Here is a 20,455-nt window from a genome sequence, read left to right as displayed (position 1 = left end):
AATCGCTTGAGGCGGGGTTTTCGTTTCAGCCCGATGCGGCGTCAGATGCCGCCCATGCACATGTATTTGATCTCGAGATAATCCTCGATGCCGTATTTCGACCCTTCGCGGCCGTTGCCCGATTCCTTGACGCCGCCGAAGGGAGCGACTTCGCTGGAGATGATGCCGGTGTTGATGCCGACGATGCCGTATTCCACGGCCTCGGCGACACGCCAGACGCGGCCGAGGTCACGGGCGTAGAAATAGGAGGCCAGGCCGAACTCGGTATCGTTGGCCATCTTGATCACCTCTTCTTCCGTCTTGAAGCGGAAGAGCGGCGCCAGCGGGCCGAATGTTTCTTCCTTGGCCACCGCCATCTGCGACGTGACCCCGGTCAGAATGGTGGGCTCGAAGAAGCTGCCACCCAGCGCGTGGCGCTTGCCGCCCAGGGCGACCTTGGCGCCCTTGCCAACGGCATCGGCAATGTGTTCCTCGACCTTCTCCACCGCCTTCATGTCGATGAGCGGACCCTGCTGCGTTTCGCCCTTGAGGCCGTCGCCGATCTTCATCTTGGCGACCGCCGCCTTCAGCTTCTCGGCGAAAGCATCATAGACCGCGTCCTGCACATAGATGCGGTTGGCGCAAACGCAGGTCTGGCCGGTGTTGCGGAACTTGGACATCATGGCGCCTTCGACAGCGGCGTCGAGATCGGCATCGTCGAACACGATGAACGGCGCATTGCCACCCAGTTCCATCGAGGTCTTCTTCACCGTGGCGGCGCATTGCTGCATCAGCAACTTGCCGATCTCGGTCGAGCCGGTGAAGGTCAGCTTGCGCACGATCGGGTTACTGGTCATTTCACCGCCGATAGCCGACGCCGAACCCGTCACGATGTTGAGAACGCCTGCGGGAATGCCGGCGCGCTCCGCCAGCACGGCAATCGCCAGCGTCGAGAACGGCGTCTGCGACGCGGGCTTCATGACCACCGGGCAGCCCGCGGCCATGGCCGGCGCTGCCTTGCGGGTGCCCATCGCGTTGGGGAAGTTCCAGGGCGTGATCGCGGCGACGACGCCGACCGGCTCCTTGGTGACGACGATGCGCTTGTCGCCCTGGTGCGGCGGGATGATGTCGCCATAGATGCGCTTGGCTTCCTCGGCGAACCATTCGATGTATGAGGCGCCATAGGCGATCTCGCCCTTGGCTTCGGCGAGCGGCTTGCCTTGTTCCGCGGTCAGAATGATCGCCAGATCCTCCTGCGCCGCCATCATCAGGTTGAACCACTGGCGCAGCAGATTGGCGCGTTCCTTGGCGGTCTTTTTGCGCCAGGCACCCCAGGCGGCATTGGCCGCGTCGATGGCGCGTTTCGTTTCGGCAGCACCCATCTGCGGGACCGTGCCGATCACTTCACCCGTCGCCGGATTGGTGACCTCGATCGTCTTGCCCGAATCCGCATCGACCCACTGGCCGTTGATGTAGCATTGCTGCCGGAACAGGCCCTGGTCTTTGATCGGCAGGACGAATTTCTGCGCCTTCATAGCGGCTTGGGTCATGATGGGAAATCCTTGCTGGTGTTGCAAATTCGGCCGGAGTATACGCGCCACATGGGGCGATTGAAAGTATCACCAATGGGGTAGAAGCCTGGCCAATAACCTCGTTAAATCAGGGCATTAGATCGAGTTGCACAAGCCGTTCGATGGGCACAAAACCGAGCTTTTCATAGGTCCTGATGGCGGCGGCATTCTCCGTTGTCGTCGCCAAATAGGCCAGGTCGAAGCCATGCCGCCCCAGACGATCCAGCAACAAGCCGCCAAGCCTCGCGGCAAAGCCCTGCCCGCGAAAATCCGGCGCCGTTGCGAAATGCCCGACAAGCGCAGAACGCAGCTCGCGCGAGACGGCGATGGTTCCGGCGCAGGCGACCAACTGGTCGCTGGCGAAGCCGCCCACGAACGGCATGGACAGCATATAGTCATCGAAGACGGTCTCCGGGTAGTGGCTGCGATAGAAAGCCGCAACGTCCCTGGCATGTGCCGCGTGCAAATCCAGACAATCAACCGGGAATTCATCGAGATGCGTCGTGGGTGACGCCATCAGCAGCATCCCGCGCGACTGCTTCAATCGTCGGCCGGCAATCGTCGCATAGCGCACAGTATCCGCTTCCGGCGCATGCAGTTCGACGGCGCCCGGAAGGGCAATGCAATGCGCGATGTCGGCATCCGCCAGCCTGCCGCAGAAGGAGAAGACCGAGAGATCGCCGAAAGTGGCGCCCAGGATGATGCCACCCTCTTCCTGCGCCAGATGAACAAGACGGTTGTCGATGCCGCGCGCCAGATCTTCCATGCCAGCCGCCCAGTAGAGCGACAATACCGGATCCCCTTTCAGCATCTTTCCCACGACCTCCCGCTCCGCCGGGGAGAGGCGGGAGAGCGGTCGCAGGCTCATGCAGCGAGAGCCGCCGCGGCGGTGAAGCCGGATTGAATGGCGCCCTCGATGGTCGAGGGCCAACCGGTATCGGTCCAATCCCCCGCCAGTACAAGGTTGGACCAAGACGTCTTGGGGCCTGGTCGCCGGCGCAGCTGCACTGGGGTTGCCGCGAAAGTCGCGCGCTTTTCCTTCACCACGCGCCAGGTTGGCAAGGCTGCGTTGCCCAGATCGCACGCGGCCGCAACGTCGCGCCACAGCCGCGCCGCGAGTTCCTCGGCCGGGAGGTCGATGATCGCCTCGGCGGCAGACGTCGTGGTGGAGAGAATGCCCGGCTTCACGAAGACCCATTCCGCCGTCCCACCGATCACGCCGATGAAGGGCCGCGGCGGCACGACACCTGACCAGCGGAAATGCGCGTTGACGATGGCGCGGAAGGAATCCGGTGCGGTAAGCCCCGGCAGCAGATCCGTGGCGACAGGCGCGGTGACGGCCAGTACCACCTCGTCGCCTGGCGCCAAGGTCACTTCCGTCTTGCCGAAATCGAGATGGGTCACCGCGTCATTGCTGAACGTCAAGCTGCGCAGCCGATGACCGAACATGACTTCAGCACCCTTCGCAGACAGCTGCGCCAAGGCGGGGTCAACCAGGCTTTCGGACAGCCCCACATGCGGGAAAAGCGGATGCAATGCTGCCCCGCCCTGCCCGAATGTATCCTTGAACAGCCGGCCCAGCAGCTGCGCCGACGCTTCCTCCGGCGCCGTGTTGAGGGCCGCCACACAGAGCGGTGCCCACAGTCGGCGGAAGGCGACCTTGCGCTTGTCGACGATGTCAGTGACGACGGCATGCTCGCTGGCCCGCGCCAGTTTCTCGGCGTCGAGATAGTCCAGCAACGACGTGCCCTTGGTGCGGCGGCTCGGCACCAGCAGCCACCACGGCATCAAGCCTTCGGTTGGACGCACCGACCAGCGCTCGTTGCTGGCAAGGTCGACAAACGGGTAGATCGCCTTGTCTTCCGACGCGAAGGTCGAGGCGGCACCGATCTCCGAGATATACGCCATTGCCGCGACATTGCCGCTGACGATCAAATGGTTGCCGTTATCGATGCGGCAGCCCAACTCGGCGTCGTCATAGGAGCGGCAGCGCCCCCCGGCCTGGCTTGCCGCCTCATAGAGCGTCACCTGCCGCCCGGCGCGCACGAGGCGCGTCGCCGCGGCAAGGCCCGCAAGGCCCGCGCCAATCACATGGACGCGGCCCGGATTCGTCTGATCAGAGGAAGCCATAGCGGACGGCCAGCCAGATCTTGCGCCATTTCGGCACCTTGATTTCGGTGGTGAGATCGCGCCAATCCCAGGCGATCAGCTTATCGAGCAGCGCGCCGTAAACGGCCCCCATGATGCGCGCCGGCCGCATCGGTTCCTTGGCGCATTGGCGCATTGCCGCATCGGCCTTGGCAAAATGCTCCTTCGCCGTCGCGGCTAGATCGCGGCATACGCGCGGCAGATGCGGGTGCGCCCGAATGACGCCCAGATCGTCGCTGACGATGCCATGCCTGGCGAGAAGATCGCGTGGCAGATAGAGCCGGCCGCGGCCGGCATCTTCCTCGATATCGCGCAGGATATTGGTCAGCTGCAGGGCACGCCCCAGATGATAGGCAACATCGTCGGCGATCGCCTCAGTCGCACCAAAGGCCCGCACCGACAGGCGGCCGACGGCCGAGGCGACACGGTCGCAATAGAGATCAAGCAGCGCCATATCCGGCGCCTGGATCGCGTCGGTCGCATCCATCTCCATGCCGTCGATCACGGCAATGAAATCGTCACGCCGCAACTTGAACTCGCGCACCGGCTTCAACAGCGCCTGCGCGATCGGACCACTCGGCTCACCGGCATAGAGCCGGTCGATTTCGGCACGCCATTCGGCAAGCCCGCGCCGCTTCTCCTCCTGCGATCCCTCTTCATCGGCGATATCGTCAACTTCGCGACAGAAGGCGTAGATCGCGAACATCGCATCGCGCCGCGCCTCAGGCAGCAAGCGCATCGCCGCATAGAACGAGGTGCCCGACGCTTTGACCTGCGCGGCAATGGCCCCCGTATTTGCCTGAGTGGCGTCCATCATTTCCCCCGCGCGAAACAGGCCCAGGCAATGCCTTCCAGCATCGCCGTCAAAAAGAACATCTTGGTCGGCTTCACCCGGCCGGCGAGCGGATCGTTGCGCCGCAGCTGGCCGATCATCTTGTCTGCAAGACGGACAATGGTGGCCGATTCAGCTCGCAGGCGAAAATCCTTCAGGCGCCCAGGCAATTGCCGCGCCTCCACCATCAACGCGTCGGTCTTGTCGAGCGCCTCGTTCAATGCCTTGGCGACGGCCGGGCTGGAACCGCGCTCTGACAAGTCTTTGGTCGCGGCACCATGCCTCGCCAGGTGATCTTGCGGGAAATAGACCCGGTCCATCTCGAGATAGTCGACACCGCAATCCTGCAGATGATTGATTACCTGAAGTGCGGCACACAGCGCGTCCGAGGGACCGCGGGCAGCCACCGGCTCGCCGTGCAGATCGAGCAATTGCCGGCCGACCGGTGCGGCGGAATAGCGGCAATAGGTCATCAGCTCCTCCCAATCCGCATAGCGCTGCTTGGTGGCATCCATGCGGAAGGCCTTCAGGAGCTCGGTCGAATTGATCGGCGCGACATGTGTCTGGGCCAACGACCGGCGCAGATCGGCCGCCTCGCGAATGTCTTCCCGCATTGAATCGAGCAACACTGCTTCCATCATGTCGAGGCGCGCCACCTTGTCCTGCGGCGACAAGGCATTGTTGTCGGCAATGTCGTCGCCCATGCGAGCGAAGCGATAGAAGGCGTGCACATGGGGACGCAGGTCGGCCCGGATCAGCGCGGACCCGACAGGGAAATTCTCGTTCGTTGCGTTCTTGCCAGACGGCGTCGCGATCCCCGCCTTGGCGATTTCGGGTGAGGCCTTGTTCATGCCGCACTCTTCTTGATGTGTTCGGCCTGCGCGCGCCCCTTCCACTGCCCGCCTTTCCCCGTCCAATAGCGGATCGCCGAGGCGATGGTGGCAAGCGTATAGAACAAGGCGACCAGCGGGAGGAACGGCGCCCAGAGCGGCGAGCGCTGGTAATTGGCAAGGGTCGGCAGATAAGCAAAGGCCATCGCCGCCCAGGCAATGATCCCAAGCGGCCGAATGCCCGGATCCGGGCTGATGGTGATGAGCGGTGGCAACAGATAGGTCAGCACCATGCCCAGTACCGAGCCGATCAGCAGCGCGGCGGAATGATTGAGCTGCGTGAAGGCGGAACGAGCGACGAGGTTCCAGATATCGCGCCAGGCAGGATAGCCGCGCAGCGAACTCACATTGCTGGCGAGCCCAAGCCAGATCGGTCCGGTGGCCTTGATCGCACGTCCCAGGGCGCAATCGTCGATCAGGCTGCCGCGGATCGCCGCGATACCACCGATCTTGCGCAGGGCCGATGCGCGCACCAGCATGCAACCACCGGCCGCCGCGCCCAATTTATGCTTGGGATCGCGCACCCAGTTGAAGGGATAGAGCTTCTGAAAAAAGAAGATATAGGCCGGGATCAACGCCTTTTCGGCAAAAGTATCGGTCCGCAGCTTCGCCATCAGCGACACCATGTTGAACGAACCCTGCTGCGCCCTTTCGACCAGCCGCGTCAGGCTATCGGGCGCATGGAGAATGTCGGCATCGGTCAGCAGATAAAACGCGGCGCCAGGTACCGCACGCTGCGCCTCTGCCAGCCCCTGGTTGACCGCCCACAGCTTCCCCGTCCAGCCTGCGGCCAGCTTCTTGCCCGCGATGACCCGCAGGCGATGCGCGCCGCCGGCGGCAGTTGCCACCTTGGCGGCTTCGGTCGCTTCTGCGGCTGTTCCGTCTTCGCTGTTGTCATCGACCAGGACGACCGTGAGCTTGCCGGCATAGTTCTGGTGCAGCAGGGCGGTCACCGCCTGGCCAACCACGCCAGCCTCGTTGCGCGCCGGCACGATCGCCACGACGTCGGGACATGCCAGGTTTTCGGATGCGACGACGATCCCCGCCTCCGGCCGCTCCCGCCAGAAAGCGCCGCGAAACAGCAGAAGATAGAGCCAGATACCGGCGGGAAGGCCGGCAAGGACGATGAGGAATTCGGACATGGCGTTCCTATAGCCGGAACAGCGCAGGCATGCCACCCCCTAACTCGGCGCGCCCGAACCCCGCGCAATGGCCTTGGATTTCGTCCGATAAGACACTGATTTTGAATACTTACTGCCCCGTCAGGATTCGCTTCCCTGAGAGACTGGTGAAGCTTGCTTGCGGCGGCAGACGTTATGGCCAATGATGGATGCCATTGGGGGCATCGCTGCTGCGGGGCGACGCAGCGGTTTTGGTAACTGGTCGCGGGCGGCGCGCCGCCCGGGCGGCCGGTGGAAGGACACAGACGTGACCAACCACGACCCCGCGCGACATCTGCGTTTGAGTGATCCAGTCGGCGACAATGGAAGTGGTCATCCCGGGCTGGCGCAGATCGGCGGCCTTGCCGGGACGCTGTCGCCCGACCCGCTTCTCGCCCTGCTCCCCGATGGCGCGATCATCGACGCCAACGACCGCGCCACCGAAATGCTCAACTGTCATGGTCGCCTCCTGATCGGCGCGCATGTCGGGGCCTTTCTCGAAGGTCTGCCCGACGGCGACGGCAAACCCTCCATTGCCCTCTTGCTCGACGCTCTCGCCGGCTTCGACGGTCGCCCGATCGAGACTGTCGCTCATAAACTCAACGGCGACAGCGTGCCGGTCGAGATCACCAGCCTGGTTCTGCACCAACCAGAGATTTCCAAGCCCGGTCCGGCCGTGATCGTTGCCGCCATCCGCGACATCACCCATCGCAAGCAAAGCGAGCGGGTTCTCACGAAGGCCAAGGAACAGGCCGAACGCGCCAATTTCACGAAGCTCGAATTCCTCGGCCAATTGTCCCACGAACTGCGCACGCCGCTTGCGACGGTGATCGGCTTTGCCGAAGTCATGCGCGACGAGATGTTCGGGCCGATTGGCGTCAAGATCTATCGCACCTATGCTGCCGACATCTGCAAGAGCGGACGACAACTGACCGACGTGGTGGAACGCATCATCGACGTCACGCGCCTTGAAGGCAGCATGGCTGTCGCCCATGCGCGCACCGCGGATCTTGCCGAGATAGTGGAGCATGTCCTCGCCGCCCATGCCGGTGCCGCAGCCGTTCAAGGTGTGCGCATGACCCATACCTTGCGCCGTGGCAGCATGCCCGTCGTGCTGGACGACGAAGCGCTTGAAAAAATGATCGGCCATGTGGTGGAAAACGCCATCAAGTACAACCGCTTTGGCGGCAAGGTCGAGATCGGCGCAACCATCGAACAAGCCCAGGACGGCGAGGCGGCGCAGGTCGTCCTGACGGTGGCCGATAACGGGCCCGGTTTCCAGGCCGACCAATTGCGCCGCGTGCAAAGCTCCATCGACACCAACCAGCACGGCACGAATGGTGGGCTGTCCTTGTGCGGTGCCTTCCTGCATTTGATCGGCGGCAAGCTGTCGCTCTCCAGCGCACCAAATCTCGGCACCACGGCGACGTTGCAGTTTCCGCGGCGCTACGATGGTCGCTGGCATCCGTAACGACACACCCGCTCGGTGGCCAAAAAGAAAAACCCCACTGCCGAAGCAGTGGGGTTCCTCATTCTTCGATGGTTTCGTTCGCCTTAGGCGACTTCGGCTTTGGGCGACTGATCGGTAATGGCCGGCTTGTTTTCGCCCGCCGCATCCTGCAGCGCGCGATCACGAGACGCCGCAACCTGCTTCAGGCGCGCCATCACCGAGCCGGTACCGGCCGGGATCAAGCGGCCGACGATGACGTTCTCCTTGAGGCCGATGAGCGAGTCGACACGACCCGACACCGAAGCCTCGGTCAGGACACGCGTGGTCTCCTGGAACGACGCCGCCGAGATGAACGAACGGGTCTGCAGGCTGGCCTTGGTAATGCCGAGCAGCACGGGCTTGGCCGTGGCAAGGCGACCGCCTTCCTTGAGGACCTTCTCGTTCTCGATCTCCATTTCCGTGCGGTCGATCTGCTCGCCCGCAAGGAACGTGGTATCGCCCGGATCGGACACTTCGACCTTTTGCAGCATCTGGCGAACGATCACCTCGATGTGCTTGTCGTTAATCTTCACGCCCTGCAGACGGTAGACTTCCTGGATCTCGTTGATGAGGTAGGAAGCCAGCGCCTCGATACCCAGCACGTGCAGAATGTCGTGCGGCACGGGGCTGCCGTCCATGAGGAGATCGCCCTTCTGGACGTAATCGCCTTCCTGGACCGAGATGTGCTTGCCCTTCGGGATCAAGTACTCGACCGGCTCTTGGCTGGCATCCTCGGGCACCACGACGATGCGGCGCTTGGCCTTGTAGTCCTTGCCGAACTCAACACGACCCGGACCCTCGCTGATGATCGCGTAATCCTTCGGCTTGCGCGCTTCGAAGAGTTCGGCGACACGCGGCAGACCACCGGTGATGTCACGCGTCTTCGAGCTTTCACGCGGGATGCGGGCCAGCACGTCACCGGCGCGAACATGTGCACCGTTCTCGACCGACAGAATGGCGTCGACCGACATGAAGTAACGGGCCTCGACGCCGTTCGGCAGGGTGACGACATTGCCCTTGTCGTCGCGCAGCGTCACACGCGGGCGCAGATCGGCGCCACGCGGCTGCTGCTTCCAGTCGACGACCACGCGGCTTGAAATGCCGGTGGTTTCGTCAAGCACTTCGCGCATCGACAGGCCTTCGACCAGGTCGATGTAGTTCACGATGCCTTCTTTTTCAGTGATGATCGGCAGCGTGTAGGGATCCCATTCCGCGAGCTTCTGGCCCTTCGTGACCTTCTTGCCCTGATCCTGGAGGAGCTTGGCACCATAAGGAACACGGTGACGGGCGCGTTCGCGGCCCTGATCGTCGACCAGGACGATTTCGCAGTTACGGCCCATCACAACCGGCAGGCCGTCGCTGTTGATGACGACGTTGCGGTTCTTGACCTGGACTTCGCCGTTATAGGTCGCTTCGATGGCGGACTGCTCGGCGCCACGCTGCGCCGCGCCACCGATGTGGAACGTACGCATCGTGAGCTGCGTGCCCGGCTCACCGATCGATTGGGCGGCGATGACGCCGATTGCTTCACCGATGTTGACCGGCGTACCACGGGCGAGGTCGCGGCCGTAGCAGGCAGCGCACACGCTGGTCTTGGTATCGCAGGTCAGCACCGAGCGGATCTTCACGGTGTCGACACCAGCGCGCTCGATCTCATCAGCCAGCGGCTCGTCGATGAGCACGCCACGCGCCGCGATGACACGACCCGACAGCGGATCCTTGATGTCGGCCGCGACGGTGCGGCCCAGGATGCGCTCGGACAACGAGGCGATCGTTTCGCCACCTTCCACCACCGCCTTCGTGCTGAGGCCGTTTTCCGTGCCGCAATCGAGTTCGGTGATGATGGCGTCCTGCGCCACGTCGACCAGACGACGCGTCAGGTAGCCGGAGTTCGCCGTCTTCAACGCGGTATCCGCAAGGCCCTTACGGGCGCCGTGGGTCGAGTTGAAGTATTCTAGCACCGACAAGCCTTCTTTGAAGTTCGCGATGATCGGCGTTTCGATGATTTCACCCGACGGCTTGGCCATCAGGCCGCGCATGCCGGCCAACTGCTTAATCTGGGCCGCGGAGCCACGAGCACCCGAATGGGCCATCATGAACACCGAGTTGATGCCCTTGCCGGTGGATTCCTTGGACATGACTTTCATCATTTCCTCGGCCACGCGCTCGGTGCAGTTCGACCAGACGTCGACGACCTTGTTGTACTTCTCACCCTGGGTGATGAGGCCGTCCTGGTATTGCTGCTCGTATTCCTTCACCTTCTGCTGCGCATCGAGGACGAGCTTCTTCTTCGCCTCGGGGATGATCATGTCATCCTTGCCGAAGGAAATGCCGGCCTTGCAGGCCTGCGCGAAACCGAGGCCCATGATGCGGTCGGCAAAAATGACCGTCTCTTTCTGGCCGCAGTGACGATAGACGGCGTCGATCACGTTCGTGATCTCTTTCTTCGTCAGCACGCGGTTGATGAGGGCGAACGGCAGATTCTGGTGACGCGGCAGCACTTCCGACAGGATCATGCGGCCAGGGGTCGTCTGCACGATCTTGGTGACCGGCGCACCGTGTTCGTCGACCGTCTTCAGGCGCGCTTTGATCGGCGAGTGCAAGGTAATGACCTTGGCTTCCAGCGCATGCTGGATCTCACCGATATTGGCGAACGCCATGCCTTCGCCCGGCTCGCCCTTGCCTTCCATCGTCAGGTAATAGAGGCCAAGGACGATGTCCTGGCTGGGGACGATGATCGGCTTGCCGTTGGCGGGGCTGAGGATGTTGTTGGTCGACATCATCAGCACGCGCGCTTCGAGCTGGGATTCCAGCGAGAGCGGCACGTGGACGGCCATCTGGTCGCCGTCGAAATCGGCGTTGAAGGCGGTGCAGACCAGCGGATGCAGCTGGATCGCCTTGCCTTCGATGAGGACCGGCTCAAACGCCTGGATGCCGAGGCGGTGCAGCGTCGGCGCGCGATTGAGCATCACCGGATGCTCGCGGATGACCTCTTCCAGGATGTCCCAGACCTCGGGACGCTCCTTCTCGACCATGCGCTTGGCAGCCTTGATGGTCGAGGCCATGCCGTAGATCTCGAGCTTCGAATAGATGAACGGCTTGAACAGTTCGAGCGCCATCTTCTTCGGCAGGCCGCACTGATGCAGCTTCAGCTCCGGACCGACGACGATGACCGAACGGCCTGAATAGTCGACGCGCTTGCCGAGCAGGTTCTGACGGAAGCGGCCCTGCTTGCCTTTCAGCATGTCAGAGAGCGACTTCAGCGGACGCTTGTTGGCGCCGGTGATGACGCGGCCGCGACGGCCGTTGTCGAACAGAGCATCGACCGCTTCCTGCAGCATGCGCTTTTCGTTGCGCACGATGATGTCCGGCGCCTTCAGTTCGATGAGGCGCTTCAGGCGGTTGTTGCGGTTGATGACGCGGCGATAGAGATCATTGAGATCCGAGGTCGCGAAGCGGCCACCGTCAAGCGGCACCAGCGGGCGCAGTTCCGGCGGAATGACCGGGACGACGTCAAGGATCATCCATTCCGGCTTCGAGCCGGATTCGAGGAAGGCGTCGACCAGCTTCAGACGCTTTACCAGCTTCTTGCGCTTGGCTTCCGAGGCGGTCTCCTTGAGGTCGATCTTCATCTGATCGCGCTCTTCGGCGAGATCGATCGAGGAGAGCATGCCCTTCAGGGCCTCGGCGCCGATGCCGGCCTGGAACGCATCCTGGCCGTACTCATCCTGCGCGTCGAGATACTGCTCTTCGTTGAGCAGCTGATGCTGCTTCAACGGCGTCAGGCCCGGTTCGATGACGACATAGTTCTCGAAATAGAGAATGCGCTCGAGATCCTTCAGGGTCATGTCGAGCAGCAGGCCGATGCGCGAGGGCAGCGACTTCAGGAACCAGATATGGGCAACCGGCGAAGCGAGCTCGATATGGCCCATGCGCTCGCGCCGGACCTTCGAGAGCGTAACTTCGACGCCGCACTTTTCGCAGACGATGCCGCGATACTTCATGCGCTTGTACTTGCCGCACAAGCATTCGTAATCCTTGATCGGACCGAAAATGCGGGCGCAGAACAGACCGTCGCGCTCCGGCTTGAAGGTCCGGTAGTTGATGGTTTCCGGCTTCTTGATCTCACCGAACGACCAAGAGCGGATACGCTCCGGGCTCGCGATCGAGATACGGATGTTGTCGAAGGTTTGCGGGCCCTGGGGCTGACCGAAAACGCTCATCAATTCTTGGTTCATCGCCATCTCCTTCTGCCGACCAGAGGCCCGGCGGTGTGCACCCGCCGGGCCTTCAGTCGGCTATCCGATTAATATTCGTTCGAGGTCAATTCGACATTGAGGCCGAGCGACCGGAGTTCCTTCACGAGCACGTTGAAGCTCTCGGGGATGCCGGACTCGAAATTGTCGTCGCCGCGAACGATGGCTTCGTAGGTCTTGGTACGGCCGGACACGTCGTCGGACTTCACCGTCAACATTTCCTGCAGCGTATAGGCGGCGCCATAGGCCTCCAGGGCCCAGACTTCCATTTCGCCGAAGCGCTGACCGCCGAACTGCGCCTTGCCGCCCAACGGCTGCTGGGTGACGAGGCTGTACGGGCCGATCGAACGCGCGTGGATCTTGTCGTCGACCAGGTGGTGCAACTTCAGCATGTAGATGTAGCCAACGGTCACCTGGCGCTCGAACTGCTCGCCGGTACGGCCGTCGATCAGCGTCACCTGGCCGGAGCTGGCAAGCCCCGCCTTGGTCAGCATCTCGACGATGTCCTCTTCGCGCGCACCGTCGAAGACGGGGGTTGCGATATGGACGCCGCCTTTGAGGTTCTGCGCCAACTCCATCAGCTGGTCATCGGGCAGTTCCATGACTTCGGACTTGTAGGTCTTCTCGCCATAGATGTCCTTCACGGCCTTGCGCAGTTCCGCGTATTTGCCGTTGGAGCGGACCTGCTCGACCATCTCGCCGACCTGGCGACCCAAGTTCGCGCAGGCCCAGCCCAGATGGGTCTCGAGGATCTGACCGACGTTCATGCGCGACGGCACGCCCAGCGGGTTGAGGACGATGTCGACGGGACGGCCGTCCTCGAGGAACGGCATGTCTTCGCTGGGAACGATGCGCGAGACGACACCCTTGTTGCCGTGACGGCCGGCCATCTTGTCGCCCGGCTGCAGCTTGCGCTTAACCGCGACGAACACCTTCACCATCTTCATGACGCCCGGCGACAGCTCGTCGCCGCGCTGCAGCTTCTCGACCTTGTTCTCGAAGCGCTTCTCGAGGGCGGTGACGCTCTCGTTGAACTGCTTCTTCAAGGCCTCGATTTCGGCCATGCGCTTGTCGGCTTTGATGCCGATCTGGCGCCACTGGCCCGGCGTGAACTCCGAGAGCACCTTGTCGGTGATCTTGGTATCCGGCTTCAGCGTCTTGGGCCCACCGGCCGCGACCTGATTGACCAGCAGTTCCTTCAAGCGGCTGTAGAAGTTGCGCTCAAGAATTGCCTTTTCGTCGTCGCGATCCTTGGCGAGACGCTCGATTTCCGCCCGCTCGATCGCCAGCGCACGTTCGTCCTTGTCGACGCCACGACGCGAGAAGACGCGCACTTCGACGATGGTACCGGACACTCCCGGCGGCAGGCGCATCGACGTGTCGCGCACGTCCGAGGCCTTCTCGCCGAAGATGGCGCGCAGCAGCTTTTCTTCCGGCGTCATCGGGCTTTCGCCCTTCGGCGTCACCTTGCCGACGAGGATGTCGCCCGGCTTCACTTCGGCGCCGATGTAGACGATGCCGGCTTCGTCGAGATTCTTCAGCGCTTCTTCGCCCACGTTCGGAATGTCGCGGGTGATTTCTTCCTGGCCCAGCTTGGTATCGCGGGCCATGCACTCGAATTCCTCGATGTGGATCGAGGTGAACACGTCGTCAGAGACGATGCGCTCCGAGATCAGGATCGAATCTTCGAAGTTGTAGCCATTCCACGGCATGAACGCGACGAGCACGTTGCGGCCGAGGGCCAATTCGCCGAGCTCGGTCGAGGGACCGTCAGCGATGATGTCGCCCTTGTCGATCAGATCGCCGACACGCACCAGCGGACGCTGGTTGATGCAGGTGTTCTGGTTCGACCGCTGGAACTTCAGCAGGTTGTAGATGTCGACGCCGGGCGCGCCGCTATCGGCCTCTTCCGTCGCACGGATGACGATACGCGTGGCGTCGATCTGGTCGACGATGCCGGCGCGCTTGGCGGCGATAGCAACGCCCGAATCGCGCGCCACGGTGCCTTCCATGCCGGTGCCGACCAGCGGCGATTCAGCGCGGAGCAACGGCACCGCCTGACGCTGCATGTTCGAACCCATGAGGGCGCGGTTGGCGTCGTCGTTCTCGAGGAACGGAATGAGCGCCGCGGCAACCGACACAAGCTGCTTCGGGCTGACGTCGATGAAGTGGATGTCCTCGCGACGCGCCATGATGAAGTCGCCACCGCGACGGCACGAGATGAGATCGTCCACCAGCTTGCCCTTTTGGTCGAACTGCGCGTTCGCCTGGGCGATGGTGTACTTCCCTTCTTCCATGGCCGAGAGGTAGACCACCTCGTCGCCCACATGGCCCTTGTCGACGCGGCGATACGGGCTCTCGATGAAGCCGTACTGGTTGACGCGGGCAAAGGTCGCAAGGCTGTTGATGAGACCGATATTCGGGCCTTCCGGCGTTTCAATCGGGCAGATGCGGCCGTAATGCGTCGGGTGCACGTCGCGCACTTCGAAGCCGGCACGCTCGCGTGTCAGACCACCCGGCCCAAGGGCCGACAGGCGGCGCTTGTGGGTGATTTCCGACAGCGGGTTGGTCTGGTCCATGAACTGGCTGAGCTGCGACGAGCCGAAGAACTCGCGCACGGCAGCGGCCGCCGGCTTGGCATTGATGAGGTCATGCGGCATGACCGTGTCGATCTCGACCGAGCTCATGCGCTCGCGGATCGCCCGCTCCATGCGCAGCAGGCCCAGGCGATACTGGTTCTCCAGCAACTCGCCGACAGAGCGCACGCGGCGATTGCCGAGGTGATCGATGTCGTCGATTTCGCCGCGACCGTCCTTCAGTTCATGCATGACCGAAAGGATGGCGAGGATGTCTTCCTTGCGGAGCACACGCACCTGGTCGTCGGCACCGGCCGGATCGAACTGCTCACCCGGCAGCACCGAGAGGCGCGAGTTCATCTTCACGCGGCCGACCGACGAAAGGTCATAGCGCTCGAGATCGAAGAACAGGCCGCGGAACAGCGCTTCGGCCGTGTCGAGGGTCGGCGGCTCGCCGGGACGCATGACACGGTAGATGTCGATCAGCGCTTCCTCGCGGCTCGAATTCTTGTCGGCCTTGAGGGTGTTGCGGATATAGGGGCCGACATTGACGTGGTCGATATTGAGCGTCGCCAATTCCTTGGCGCCCGTCTCTTCCAGCGTCGTCAACGTCGCCTGGCTGATCTCGTCACCGGCCTCAAGGAGGATTTCGCCAGTATCTTCATTGACGACGTCCAGCGCCGAGAAGCGGCCGATGATTTCTTCGGGCTGCACCAGCATGTCTTTGAGACCCGCTTCCTGCAGCTTCTTGGCAAGGCGCGGCGTCATCTTGGTACCGGCTTCAGCGACGGCCTTTCCGGTCTTGGCGTCGACCAGGTCGGCAACCAGCTTGATGCCCTTGAAGCGCTCCAGCTCGAAAGGCGTGGTCCAGCCCTTCTTGGTCTTCGTGAAGACGACCTGCTTATAGAAGAACGACAGGACTTCTTCCGTCGACATGCCGCCGAAGCGACGCTCGTCATCGCTGATCTGCTCGCCCTTCTTCAGCTTGGCGTCGACGGTCTTGTTCCACAGCGCCAGCAACAGCGTGGTGGCCGGCAGCTTGCGGCGACGGTCGATGCGGACATAGACGAGATCCTTGGCGTCGAATTCGAAATCGAGCCACGAGCCGCGATATGGAATGACGCGCGCGGCAAACAGGTACTTGCCGCTGCTATGCGTCTTGCCCTTGTCGTGATCGAAGAACACGCCAGGCGAACGGTGCATCTGGCTGACGACGACGCGCTCGGTGCCGGCAACGACGAAGGTGCCGCTATGCGTCATGAGCGGCATGTCGCCCATGTACACATCCTGCTCCTTGATGTCGCGGATGGAACGCGCACCGGTCTCTTCGTCGTGATCCCAGACGACAAGACGCAAGGTGACCTTCAGCGGCGCGGCAAAGGTCATCCCGCGCTGTTGGCATTCTTCGACGTCGTATTTCGGCTCTTCCAGTTCATAACGCACGAACTGCAGCTCGGACTTCTCGGAAAAATCCCGGATCGGGAACACCGACCGGAAAACTTCCTGAAGGCCGGAATTCTGACGCTTTTCCGCAGGCACGCCGACTTGGAGGAACTGGTCGTAGGAGCTTTTCTGCACCTCGATCAGGTTCGGCATGGTGGTGACCTCGGCGATACGCCCAAAGGTCTTGCGGATGCGCTTGCGGCCGGTAAACGACTTCGACATTGACATCCCTCGTCTCAACTGTGGGGCCAGCGGACAACTGGCAACGGCTGCCCGCTCAAATCTCAATCCGCACGATCCCGAATTTCGTTGCCGGAACTTCGGAACTTTCGCCTGCCAACTTCATCGATCGGCACCGGCACGGCTCGCGGATGAGCCGCTGTCTTCGCATTTTCCGGCTTCAGCGCCGGGGGTGGAAAGTCAATTCACCCGAAAATCACCGTATCTCCGGAGGCACGGAAGCGCCGAGCCTTGCGGCCGGCGCTTCCTCACCCCAAAAACGGCGTTCGAGCTTACTTCAGCTCGACCTTGGCGCCGGCAGCTTCGAGCTTCTTCTTCAGCTCTTCGGCTTCCGCTTTGCCAACGCCTTCCTTCACCGGCTTCGGCGCGCCTTCGACGAGGTCCTTGGCTTCCTTCAGGCCGAGACCGGTGATGGCACGCACTTCCTTGATCACGTTGATCTTGTTGGCGCCGCCATCAACGAGAACGACGTTGAATTCGGTCTTTTCCTCGGCAGCCGGGGCGGCAGCGCCACCACCAGCAGCAGCAACGGCCACCGGGGCCGCAGCCGACACGCCCCAGGCTTCTTCGAGCTTCTTCGAAAGCTCAGCAGCCTCGAGCACGGTGAGCTTCGAGAGCTCGTCAACCAGCTTCTGCAAATCAGCCATTTTATTCTCCTAGGCTTAAGTCTTGTTAGGTTCGAACTTCAGTTATTGGGTCGCGGATCGGCCGTTAGGCCTCACCCTTCCGGGCGTAAGCGCCAAACACACGCGCCAGCTGGCCAGCAGGGGCTCCAGTGACAACGGCCAAACGCGTGGCCGGGGTCTGCAGCATGCCGACAAGACGTGCGCGAAGCTCATCGAGCGACGGCAGGGTGGCCAAGGCCGTGATCCCTGCAGCGTTCAACGTCTGCGTGCCCATCGAGCCGCCGACGATCTTGAGCTTGTCGTTTGTTTTGGCGTACAGCACGGCGACCTTTGCGGCCGCGATCGGATCCGCCGAATAGGCGATTGCCGTCGGGCCCTTGAGGAACGTCCCCAGGTCTTCGTGCTTGGTACCCTTCAGAGCGAGCGTTGCCAGCCGATTTTTGGCGACTTTGAAGCCGGCTCCGGCCGCCCGCATCTTGCGACGCAGGTCGGATACTTCAGCAACGCTCAGGCCGTTCTGCTGGGTAACAACCACCAGATTTGCGGCATTCAGCGTTTCCTGGAGTTCCGTGACCAGCTTCTCTTTGCCAGATCGGTCCACGTTTCGTCTCCGATACTTGTGACCCCTTGCTCCACTAAAAGCAGAGCGCGGGACCGGTTACAATTGGACCTTCCGACCCATCTCAGCAGCCTTCCCTTTGGGGGAAAGCGTCGAAGACAGAACCGGAAGCCCCGGTTGACCTGTCCCAGAAGTTCGCTCCGAACACGACGTCCGCCACATGGGCTTTCGCCAAATTCGGTTCACCTCTGTCTATTGCAGGCGAAAGGCGGAGCGGCCTTCCATTAGTCCCCGACGCCTTGGGGACCTGCAGTCTCGGACAGGGAGATGGACGATTGCTCGTCCATCCTTCGACAGGGTCCGGCGAACCGGACCCCGCCAAATCCTTTACTCCGCCGCGAGCGTCGCGACGTCGAGCTTCAAGCCCGGGCCCATCGTCGAAGCCAGCGACACCTTCTGAATGTAGGTGCCCTTGGCGCCGGCGGGCTTGGCTTTGGTGATGGCATTGACGAACGCCTTCACGTTGTTGACGAGATCGGCTTCCGAGAAGCTGACCTTGCCAACACCGGCCTGGATGATGCCGGCCTTCTCGGCGCGGAATTCAACCTGGCCGCCCTTGGCCGCTTTCACGGCTTCGGCGACGTCGGCGGTCACGGTGCCGAGCTTGGGGTTCGGCATCAGGCCGCGCGGACCCAGAACCTTGCCCAGCTTGCCGACGGTGACCATCATGTCGGGCGTCGCGATGACGCGGTCGAAATCCATCTTGCCGGCCTGAACCAGCTCAGCCAGATCGTCAGCGCCGACGATATCGGCGCCGGCCTTCTTCGCGGCCTCGGCCTTGTCGCCCTTGGCGAACACGGCAACGCGCACGCTCTTGCCGGTACCCGCCGGGAGCGAGACAACGCCGCGGACGTTCTGATCGGCATGCTTCGGATCGATGCCGAGGTTCATGGCGATCTCGACGGTCTCGTCGAACTTGGTCTTGGAACGCGACTTGATCTCCTTCACTGCGTCCTGCAGCGAATAGAACTTGGTCGCGTCGATGCCTTCATAGGCCTTCTTAATGCGCTTACCGGTCATGATTTAGTCCTCCACAACCTGCAGGCCCATCGAACGCGCCGAGCCCTTGATCATCTGGGCGGCGGCTTCGATGTCGTGCGCATTGAGATCGGCCATCTTCTGCTTGGCGATCTCGCGGCACTGGGTCATCGTCACCTTTCCGACGAACGCGCCGATGCCGGTCGTCTTCGAACCCTTGTCGATCTTCGCGGCCTTCTTCAGGAAGTAGCTGGCCGGCGGAGTCTTGGTGACGAACGTGAAGGAACGGTCGCTATACGCGGTGATGACCACCGGAATCGGCATGCCCGCTTCCATCTGCTGGGTCGCTGCGTTGAACTCCTTGCAGAACTGCATGATGTTCAAGCCACGCTGACCGAGCGCCGGACCCACCGGCGGAGACGGATTCGCCTTACCGGCCGGGATCTGCAGCTTAATGTAGCCTTCGATCTTCTTTGCCATGATCTAACCTCATTTCGGGGGCCTTTACCCGGCCCCTTTGGGTTCTGTGGTCCGGCCCTGGCTGGCCTCCCACACTTCTCATTCCGGCGAAACCGTCACCGGGCGGATAAACAAGTCGACCGGGTCCTCAGACCTTCTCGACCTGCGAATATTCAAGCTCGACCGGGGTGGCACGACCGAAGATCGACACCGCCACTTTCAGGCGGCCCTTTTCTTCGTCGACTTCCTCGACATGGCCGGTGAAGGAGGTGAACGGACCGTCGTTGACACGGACCTGCTCGCCCACTTCGAAAATAATCGCGCGCTTGGGGCGCTCGATGCCCTCTTGCACCTGGTGCAGGATGCGCTGCGCTTCAGCTTCCGAGATCGGGCTGGGCTTCCCCTTGCCGCCGAGGAAACCGGTGACCTTCGGCGTGTTCATGATCAAGTGCCAGGACTCGTCGGTGAGTTCCATGCGCACCAGGACATAGCCTGGGAAGAACTTGCGCTCGGCATTCACCTTCGAACCGCGCCGGACTTCGACCACTTCTTCGGTCGGCACCAGCACGTCCGTCAGCAACTCTTCCATGCCCTTCTGCTTGGCCTGATCGCGGATCGATTCAGCGATCTTGCGCTCGAAGCCGGAATAGACGTGGACCACGTACCAACGATGCGCCATGGCGCTCAGCTCCCCAGACCCAGGACCGAGGTGATGCCCCATGACAGGATCGCATCAACCGCGAGGAAGAAGACGGAGGCCACGACCACCATCAGGAACACCATCGAGGTGGTGACGGTCGTTTCCTTGCGGCTCGGCCAGGTGACTTTCGCCACCTCTTGCCGGACCTGCCGGAAAAACTCGATCGGACTTGTCTTCGCCATCGTTTCGAAACCCGAAATCAGCTACTAAAATCACGCATTGCCTAGTTGGCAGGGGCAGCAGGGATCGAACCCGCAACCTTCGGTTTTGGAGACCGACGCTCTACCAGTTGAGCTATGCCCCTATCCGCTTCCAGACAACTCTGGGCCTTTCTAACGCCGATCCGGCGACCGCTCTTCGCAGCCGCCGGAGCAGCATTTTCAGGCCTTATTCGGCGGCTTTCGCCGCCGAACTTACTCGACGATCTTGGCGACGACGCCGGCGCCGACGGTGCGGCCGCCTTCGCGGATCGCGAAGCGCAGGCCTTCA

Annotated in this window: 16 protein-coding genes and 1 tRNA gene; 1 reads left to right on the top strand and 16 read right to left on the bottom strand. The window is 62.3% G+C overall.

What is annotated here, in order from left to right; genetic code table 11:
• Positions 1 to 41 precede the first annotated feature (41 nt).
• The 6 genes from gabD to SMD31_RS18925 form a co-directional block, all read right to left on the bottom strand.
• Positions 42 to 1,529, bottom strand: coding sequence for an NADP-dependent succinate-semialdehyde dehydrogenase (gene gabD / locus SMD31_RS18950; protein ID WP_320502503.1), 1,488 nt, complete (start codon positions 1,527 to 1,529; stop codon positions 42 to 44).
• 109 nt (positions 1,530 to 1,638) lie between these two features.
• Positions 1,639 to 2,418: a GNAT family N-acetyltransferase gene (locus SMD31_RS18945; protein ID WP_320502502.1), complete on the bottom strand. Its 780-nt coding sequence runs from the start codon at positions 2,416 to 2,418 to the stop codon at positions 1,639 to 1,641.
• Positions 2,415 to 3,680: a hydroxysqualene dehydroxylase HpnE gene (gene hpnE, locus SMD31_RS18940; RefSeq protein WP_320502501.1), complete on the bottom strand. Its 1,266-nt coding sequence runs from the start codon at positions 3,678 to 3,680 to the stop codon at positions 2,415 to 2,417. The genes SMD31_RS18945 and hpnE overlap by 4 nt, the downstream gene beginning before the upstream one ends.
• Positions 3,667 to 4,515: a presqualene diphosphate synthase HpnD gene (hpnD, locus tag SMD31_RS18935; RefSeq protein WP_320502500.1), complete on the bottom strand. Its 849-nt coding sequence runs from the start codon at positions 4,513 to 4,515 to the stop codon at positions 3,667 to 3,669. Before hpnD ends, hpnE begins: the two co-directional genes overlap by 14 nt.
• Positions 4,512 to 5,381 carry a squalene synthase HpnC gene (gene hpnC, locus SMD31_RS18930; RefSeq protein ID WP_320502499.1) on the bottom strand — a complete coding sequence of 290 codons (870 nt, stop codon included), beginning with the start codon at positions 5,379 to 5,381 and terminating at the stop codon, positions 4,512 to 4,514. The genes hpnD and hpnC overlap by 4 nt, the downstream gene beginning before the upstream one ends.
• Positions 5,378 to 6,562 carry a glycosyltransferase gene (locus tag SMD31_RS18925; RefSeq protein WP_320502498.1) on the bottom strand — a complete coding sequence of 395 codons (1,185 nt, stop codon included), beginning with the start codon at positions 6,560 to 6,562 and terminating at the stop codon, positions 5,378 to 5,380. The genes hpnC and SMD31_RS18925 overlap by 4 nt, the downstream gene beginning before the upstream one ends.
• 286 nt (positions 6,563 to 6,848) lie before the next feature.
• On the opposite strand from SMD31_RS18925, the gene SMD31_RS18920 reads away from it, so the two are divergent.
• Positions 6,849 to 8,051 carry a PAS domain-containing sensor histidine kinase gene (locus SMD31_RS18920; RefSeq protein ID WP_320502497.1) on the top strand — a complete coding sequence of 401 codons (1,203 nt, stop codon included), beginning with the start codon at positions 6,849 to 6,851 and terminating at the stop codon, positions 8,049 to 8,051.
• An 83-nt stretch (positions 8,052 to 8,134) separates the two neighbouring features.
• Here the strand turns inward: SMD31_RS18920 and rpoC are convergent, their stop codons facing one another.
• The 10 genes from rpoC to SMD31_RS18870 all read right to left on the bottom strand — a co-directional run.
• Positions 8,135 to 12,307: a DNA-directed RNA polymerase subunit beta' gene (gene rpoC / locus SMD31_RS18915; RefSeq protein ID WP_320502496.1), complete on the bottom strand. Its 4,173-nt coding sequence runs from the start codon at positions 12,305 to 12,307 to the stop codon at positions 8,135 to 8,137.
• A gap of 68 nt (positions 12,308 to 12,375) precedes the next feature.
• Positions 12,376 to 16,566, bottom strand: coding sequence for a DNA-directed RNA polymerase subunit beta (gene rpoB / locus SMD31_RS18910; protein WP_320502495.1), 4,191 nt, complete (start codon positions 16,564 to 16,566; stop codon positions 12,376 to 12,378).
• A gap of 290 nt (positions 16,567 to 16,856) precedes the next feature.
• Positions 16,857 to 17,231, bottom strand: a complete 375-nt coding sequence (gene rplL, locus SMD31_RS18905; RefSeq protein ID WP_320502494.1) for a 50S ribosomal protein L7/L12 — start codon at positions 17,229 to 17,231, stop codon at positions 16,857 to 16,859.
• Between the two features lie 64 nt (positions 17,232 to 17,295).
• Positions 17,296 to 17,811, bottom strand: coding sequence for a 50S ribosomal protein L10 (gene rplJ, locus SMD31_RS18900; RefSeq protein ID WP_320502493.1), 516 nt, complete (start codon positions 17,809 to 17,811; stop codon positions 17,296 to 17,298).
• Between the two features lie 345 nt (positions 17,812 to 18,156).
• Positions 18,157 to 18,849, bottom strand: coding sequence for a 50S ribosomal protein L1 (gene rplA / locus SMD31_RS18895; protein ID WP_320502492.1), 693 nt, complete (start codon positions 18,847 to 18,849; stop codon positions 18,157 to 18,159).
• Positions 18,850 to 18,852: 3 nt separating this feature from the next.
• On the bottom strand, positions 18,853 to 19,287 hold the full coding sequence (gene rplK / locus SMD31_RS18890; RefSeq protein ID WP_320502491.1) for a 50S ribosomal protein L11: 435 nt from the start codon (positions 19,285 to 19,287) through the stop codon (positions 18,853 to 18,855).
• Positions 19,288 to 19,414: 127 nt separating this feature from the next.
• Complete coding sequence (gene nusG, locus SMD31_RS18885; protein ID WP_320502490.1) at positions 19,415 to 19,945, bottom strand: transcription termination/antitermination protein NusG; 531 nt, start codon at positions 19,943 to 19,945, stop codon at positions 19,415 to 19,417.
• A 5-nt stretch (positions 19,946 to 19,950) separates the two neighbouring features.
• Positions 19,951 to 20,148, bottom strand: coding sequence for a preprotein translocase subunit SecE (gene secE / locus SMD31_RS18880; protein ID WP_320502489.1), 198 nt, complete (start codon positions 20,146 to 20,148; stop codon positions 19,951 to 19,953).
• Between the two features lie 46 nt (positions 20,149 to 20,194).
• Positions 20,195 to 20,270: transfer RNA gene (locus SMD31_RS18875), tRNA-Trp, on the bottom strand.
• A 109-nt stretch (positions 20,271 to 20,379) separates the two neighbouring features.
• Positions 20,380 to 20,455: EF-Tu C-terminal domain-related protein (locus SMD31_RS18870; RefSeq protein WP_211104280.1), on the bottom strand; the 76-nt coding region annotated here is incomplete at its 5' end.

The sequence above is a fragment of the Dongia rigui genome (assembly GCF_034044635.1).
GTDB lineage: Bacteria > Pseudomonadota > Alphaproteobacteria > Dongiales > Dongiaceae > Dongia > Dongia rigui.
This window is presented reverse-complemented; position numbering and strand designations above follow the sequence as displayed.

Excerpts from the sequence above, each read along its gene's own strand:
- gabD (WP_320502503.1), bottom strand. The coding sequence starts at position 1,529 with ATGACCCAAGCCGCTATGAAGGCGCAGAAATTCGTCCTGCCGATCAAA.
- SMD31_RS18945 (WP_320502502.1), bottom strand. The coding sequence starts at position 2,418 with ATGAGCCTGCGACCGCTCTCCCGCCTCTCCCCGGCGGAGCGGGAGGTC.
- hpnE (WP_320502501.1), bottom strand. The coding sequence starts at position 3,680 with ATGGCTTCCTCTGATCAGACGAATCCGGGCCGCGTCCATGTGATTGGC.
- hpnD (WP_320502500.1), bottom strand. The coding sequence starts at position 4,515 with ATGATGGACGCCACTCAGGCAAATACGGGGGCCATTGCCGCGCAGGTC.
- hpnC (WP_320502499.1), bottom strand. The coding sequence starts at position 5,381 with ATGAACAAGGCCTCACCCGAAATCGCCAAGGCGGGGATCGCGACGCCG.
- SMD31_RS18925 (WP_320502498.1), bottom strand. The coding sequence starts at position 6,562 with ATGTCCGAATTCCTCATCGTCCTTGCCGGCCTTCCCGCCGGTATCTGG.
- rpoC (WP_320502496.1), bottom strand. The coding sequence starts at position 12,307 with ATGAACCAAGAATTGATGAGCGTTTTCGGTCAGCCCCAGGGCCCGCAA.
- rpoB (WP_320502495.1), bottom strand. The coding sequence starts at position 16,566 with ATGTCGAAGTCGTTTACCGGCCGCAAGCGCATCCGCAAGACCTTTGGG.
- rplL (WP_320502494.1), bottom strand. The coding sequence starts at position 17,231 with ATGGCTGATTTGCAGAAGCTGGTTGACGAGCTCTCGAAGCTCACCGTG.
- rplA (WP_320502492.1), bottom strand. The coding sequence starts at position 18,849 with ATGACCGGTAAGCGCATTAAGAAGGCCTATGAAGGCATCGACGCGACC.
- rplK (WP_320502491.1), bottom strand. The coding sequence starts at position 19,287 with ATGGCAAAGAAGATCGAAGGCTACATTAAGCTGCAGATCCCGGCCGGT.
- nusG (WP_320502490.1), bottom strand. The coding sequence starts at position 19,945 with ATGGCGCATCGTTGGTACGTGGTCCACGTCTATTCCGGCTTCGAGCGC.
- secE (WP_320502489.1), bottom strand. The coding sequence starts at position 20,148 with ATGGCGAAGACAAGTCCGATCGAGTTTTTCCGGCAGGTCCGGCAAGAG.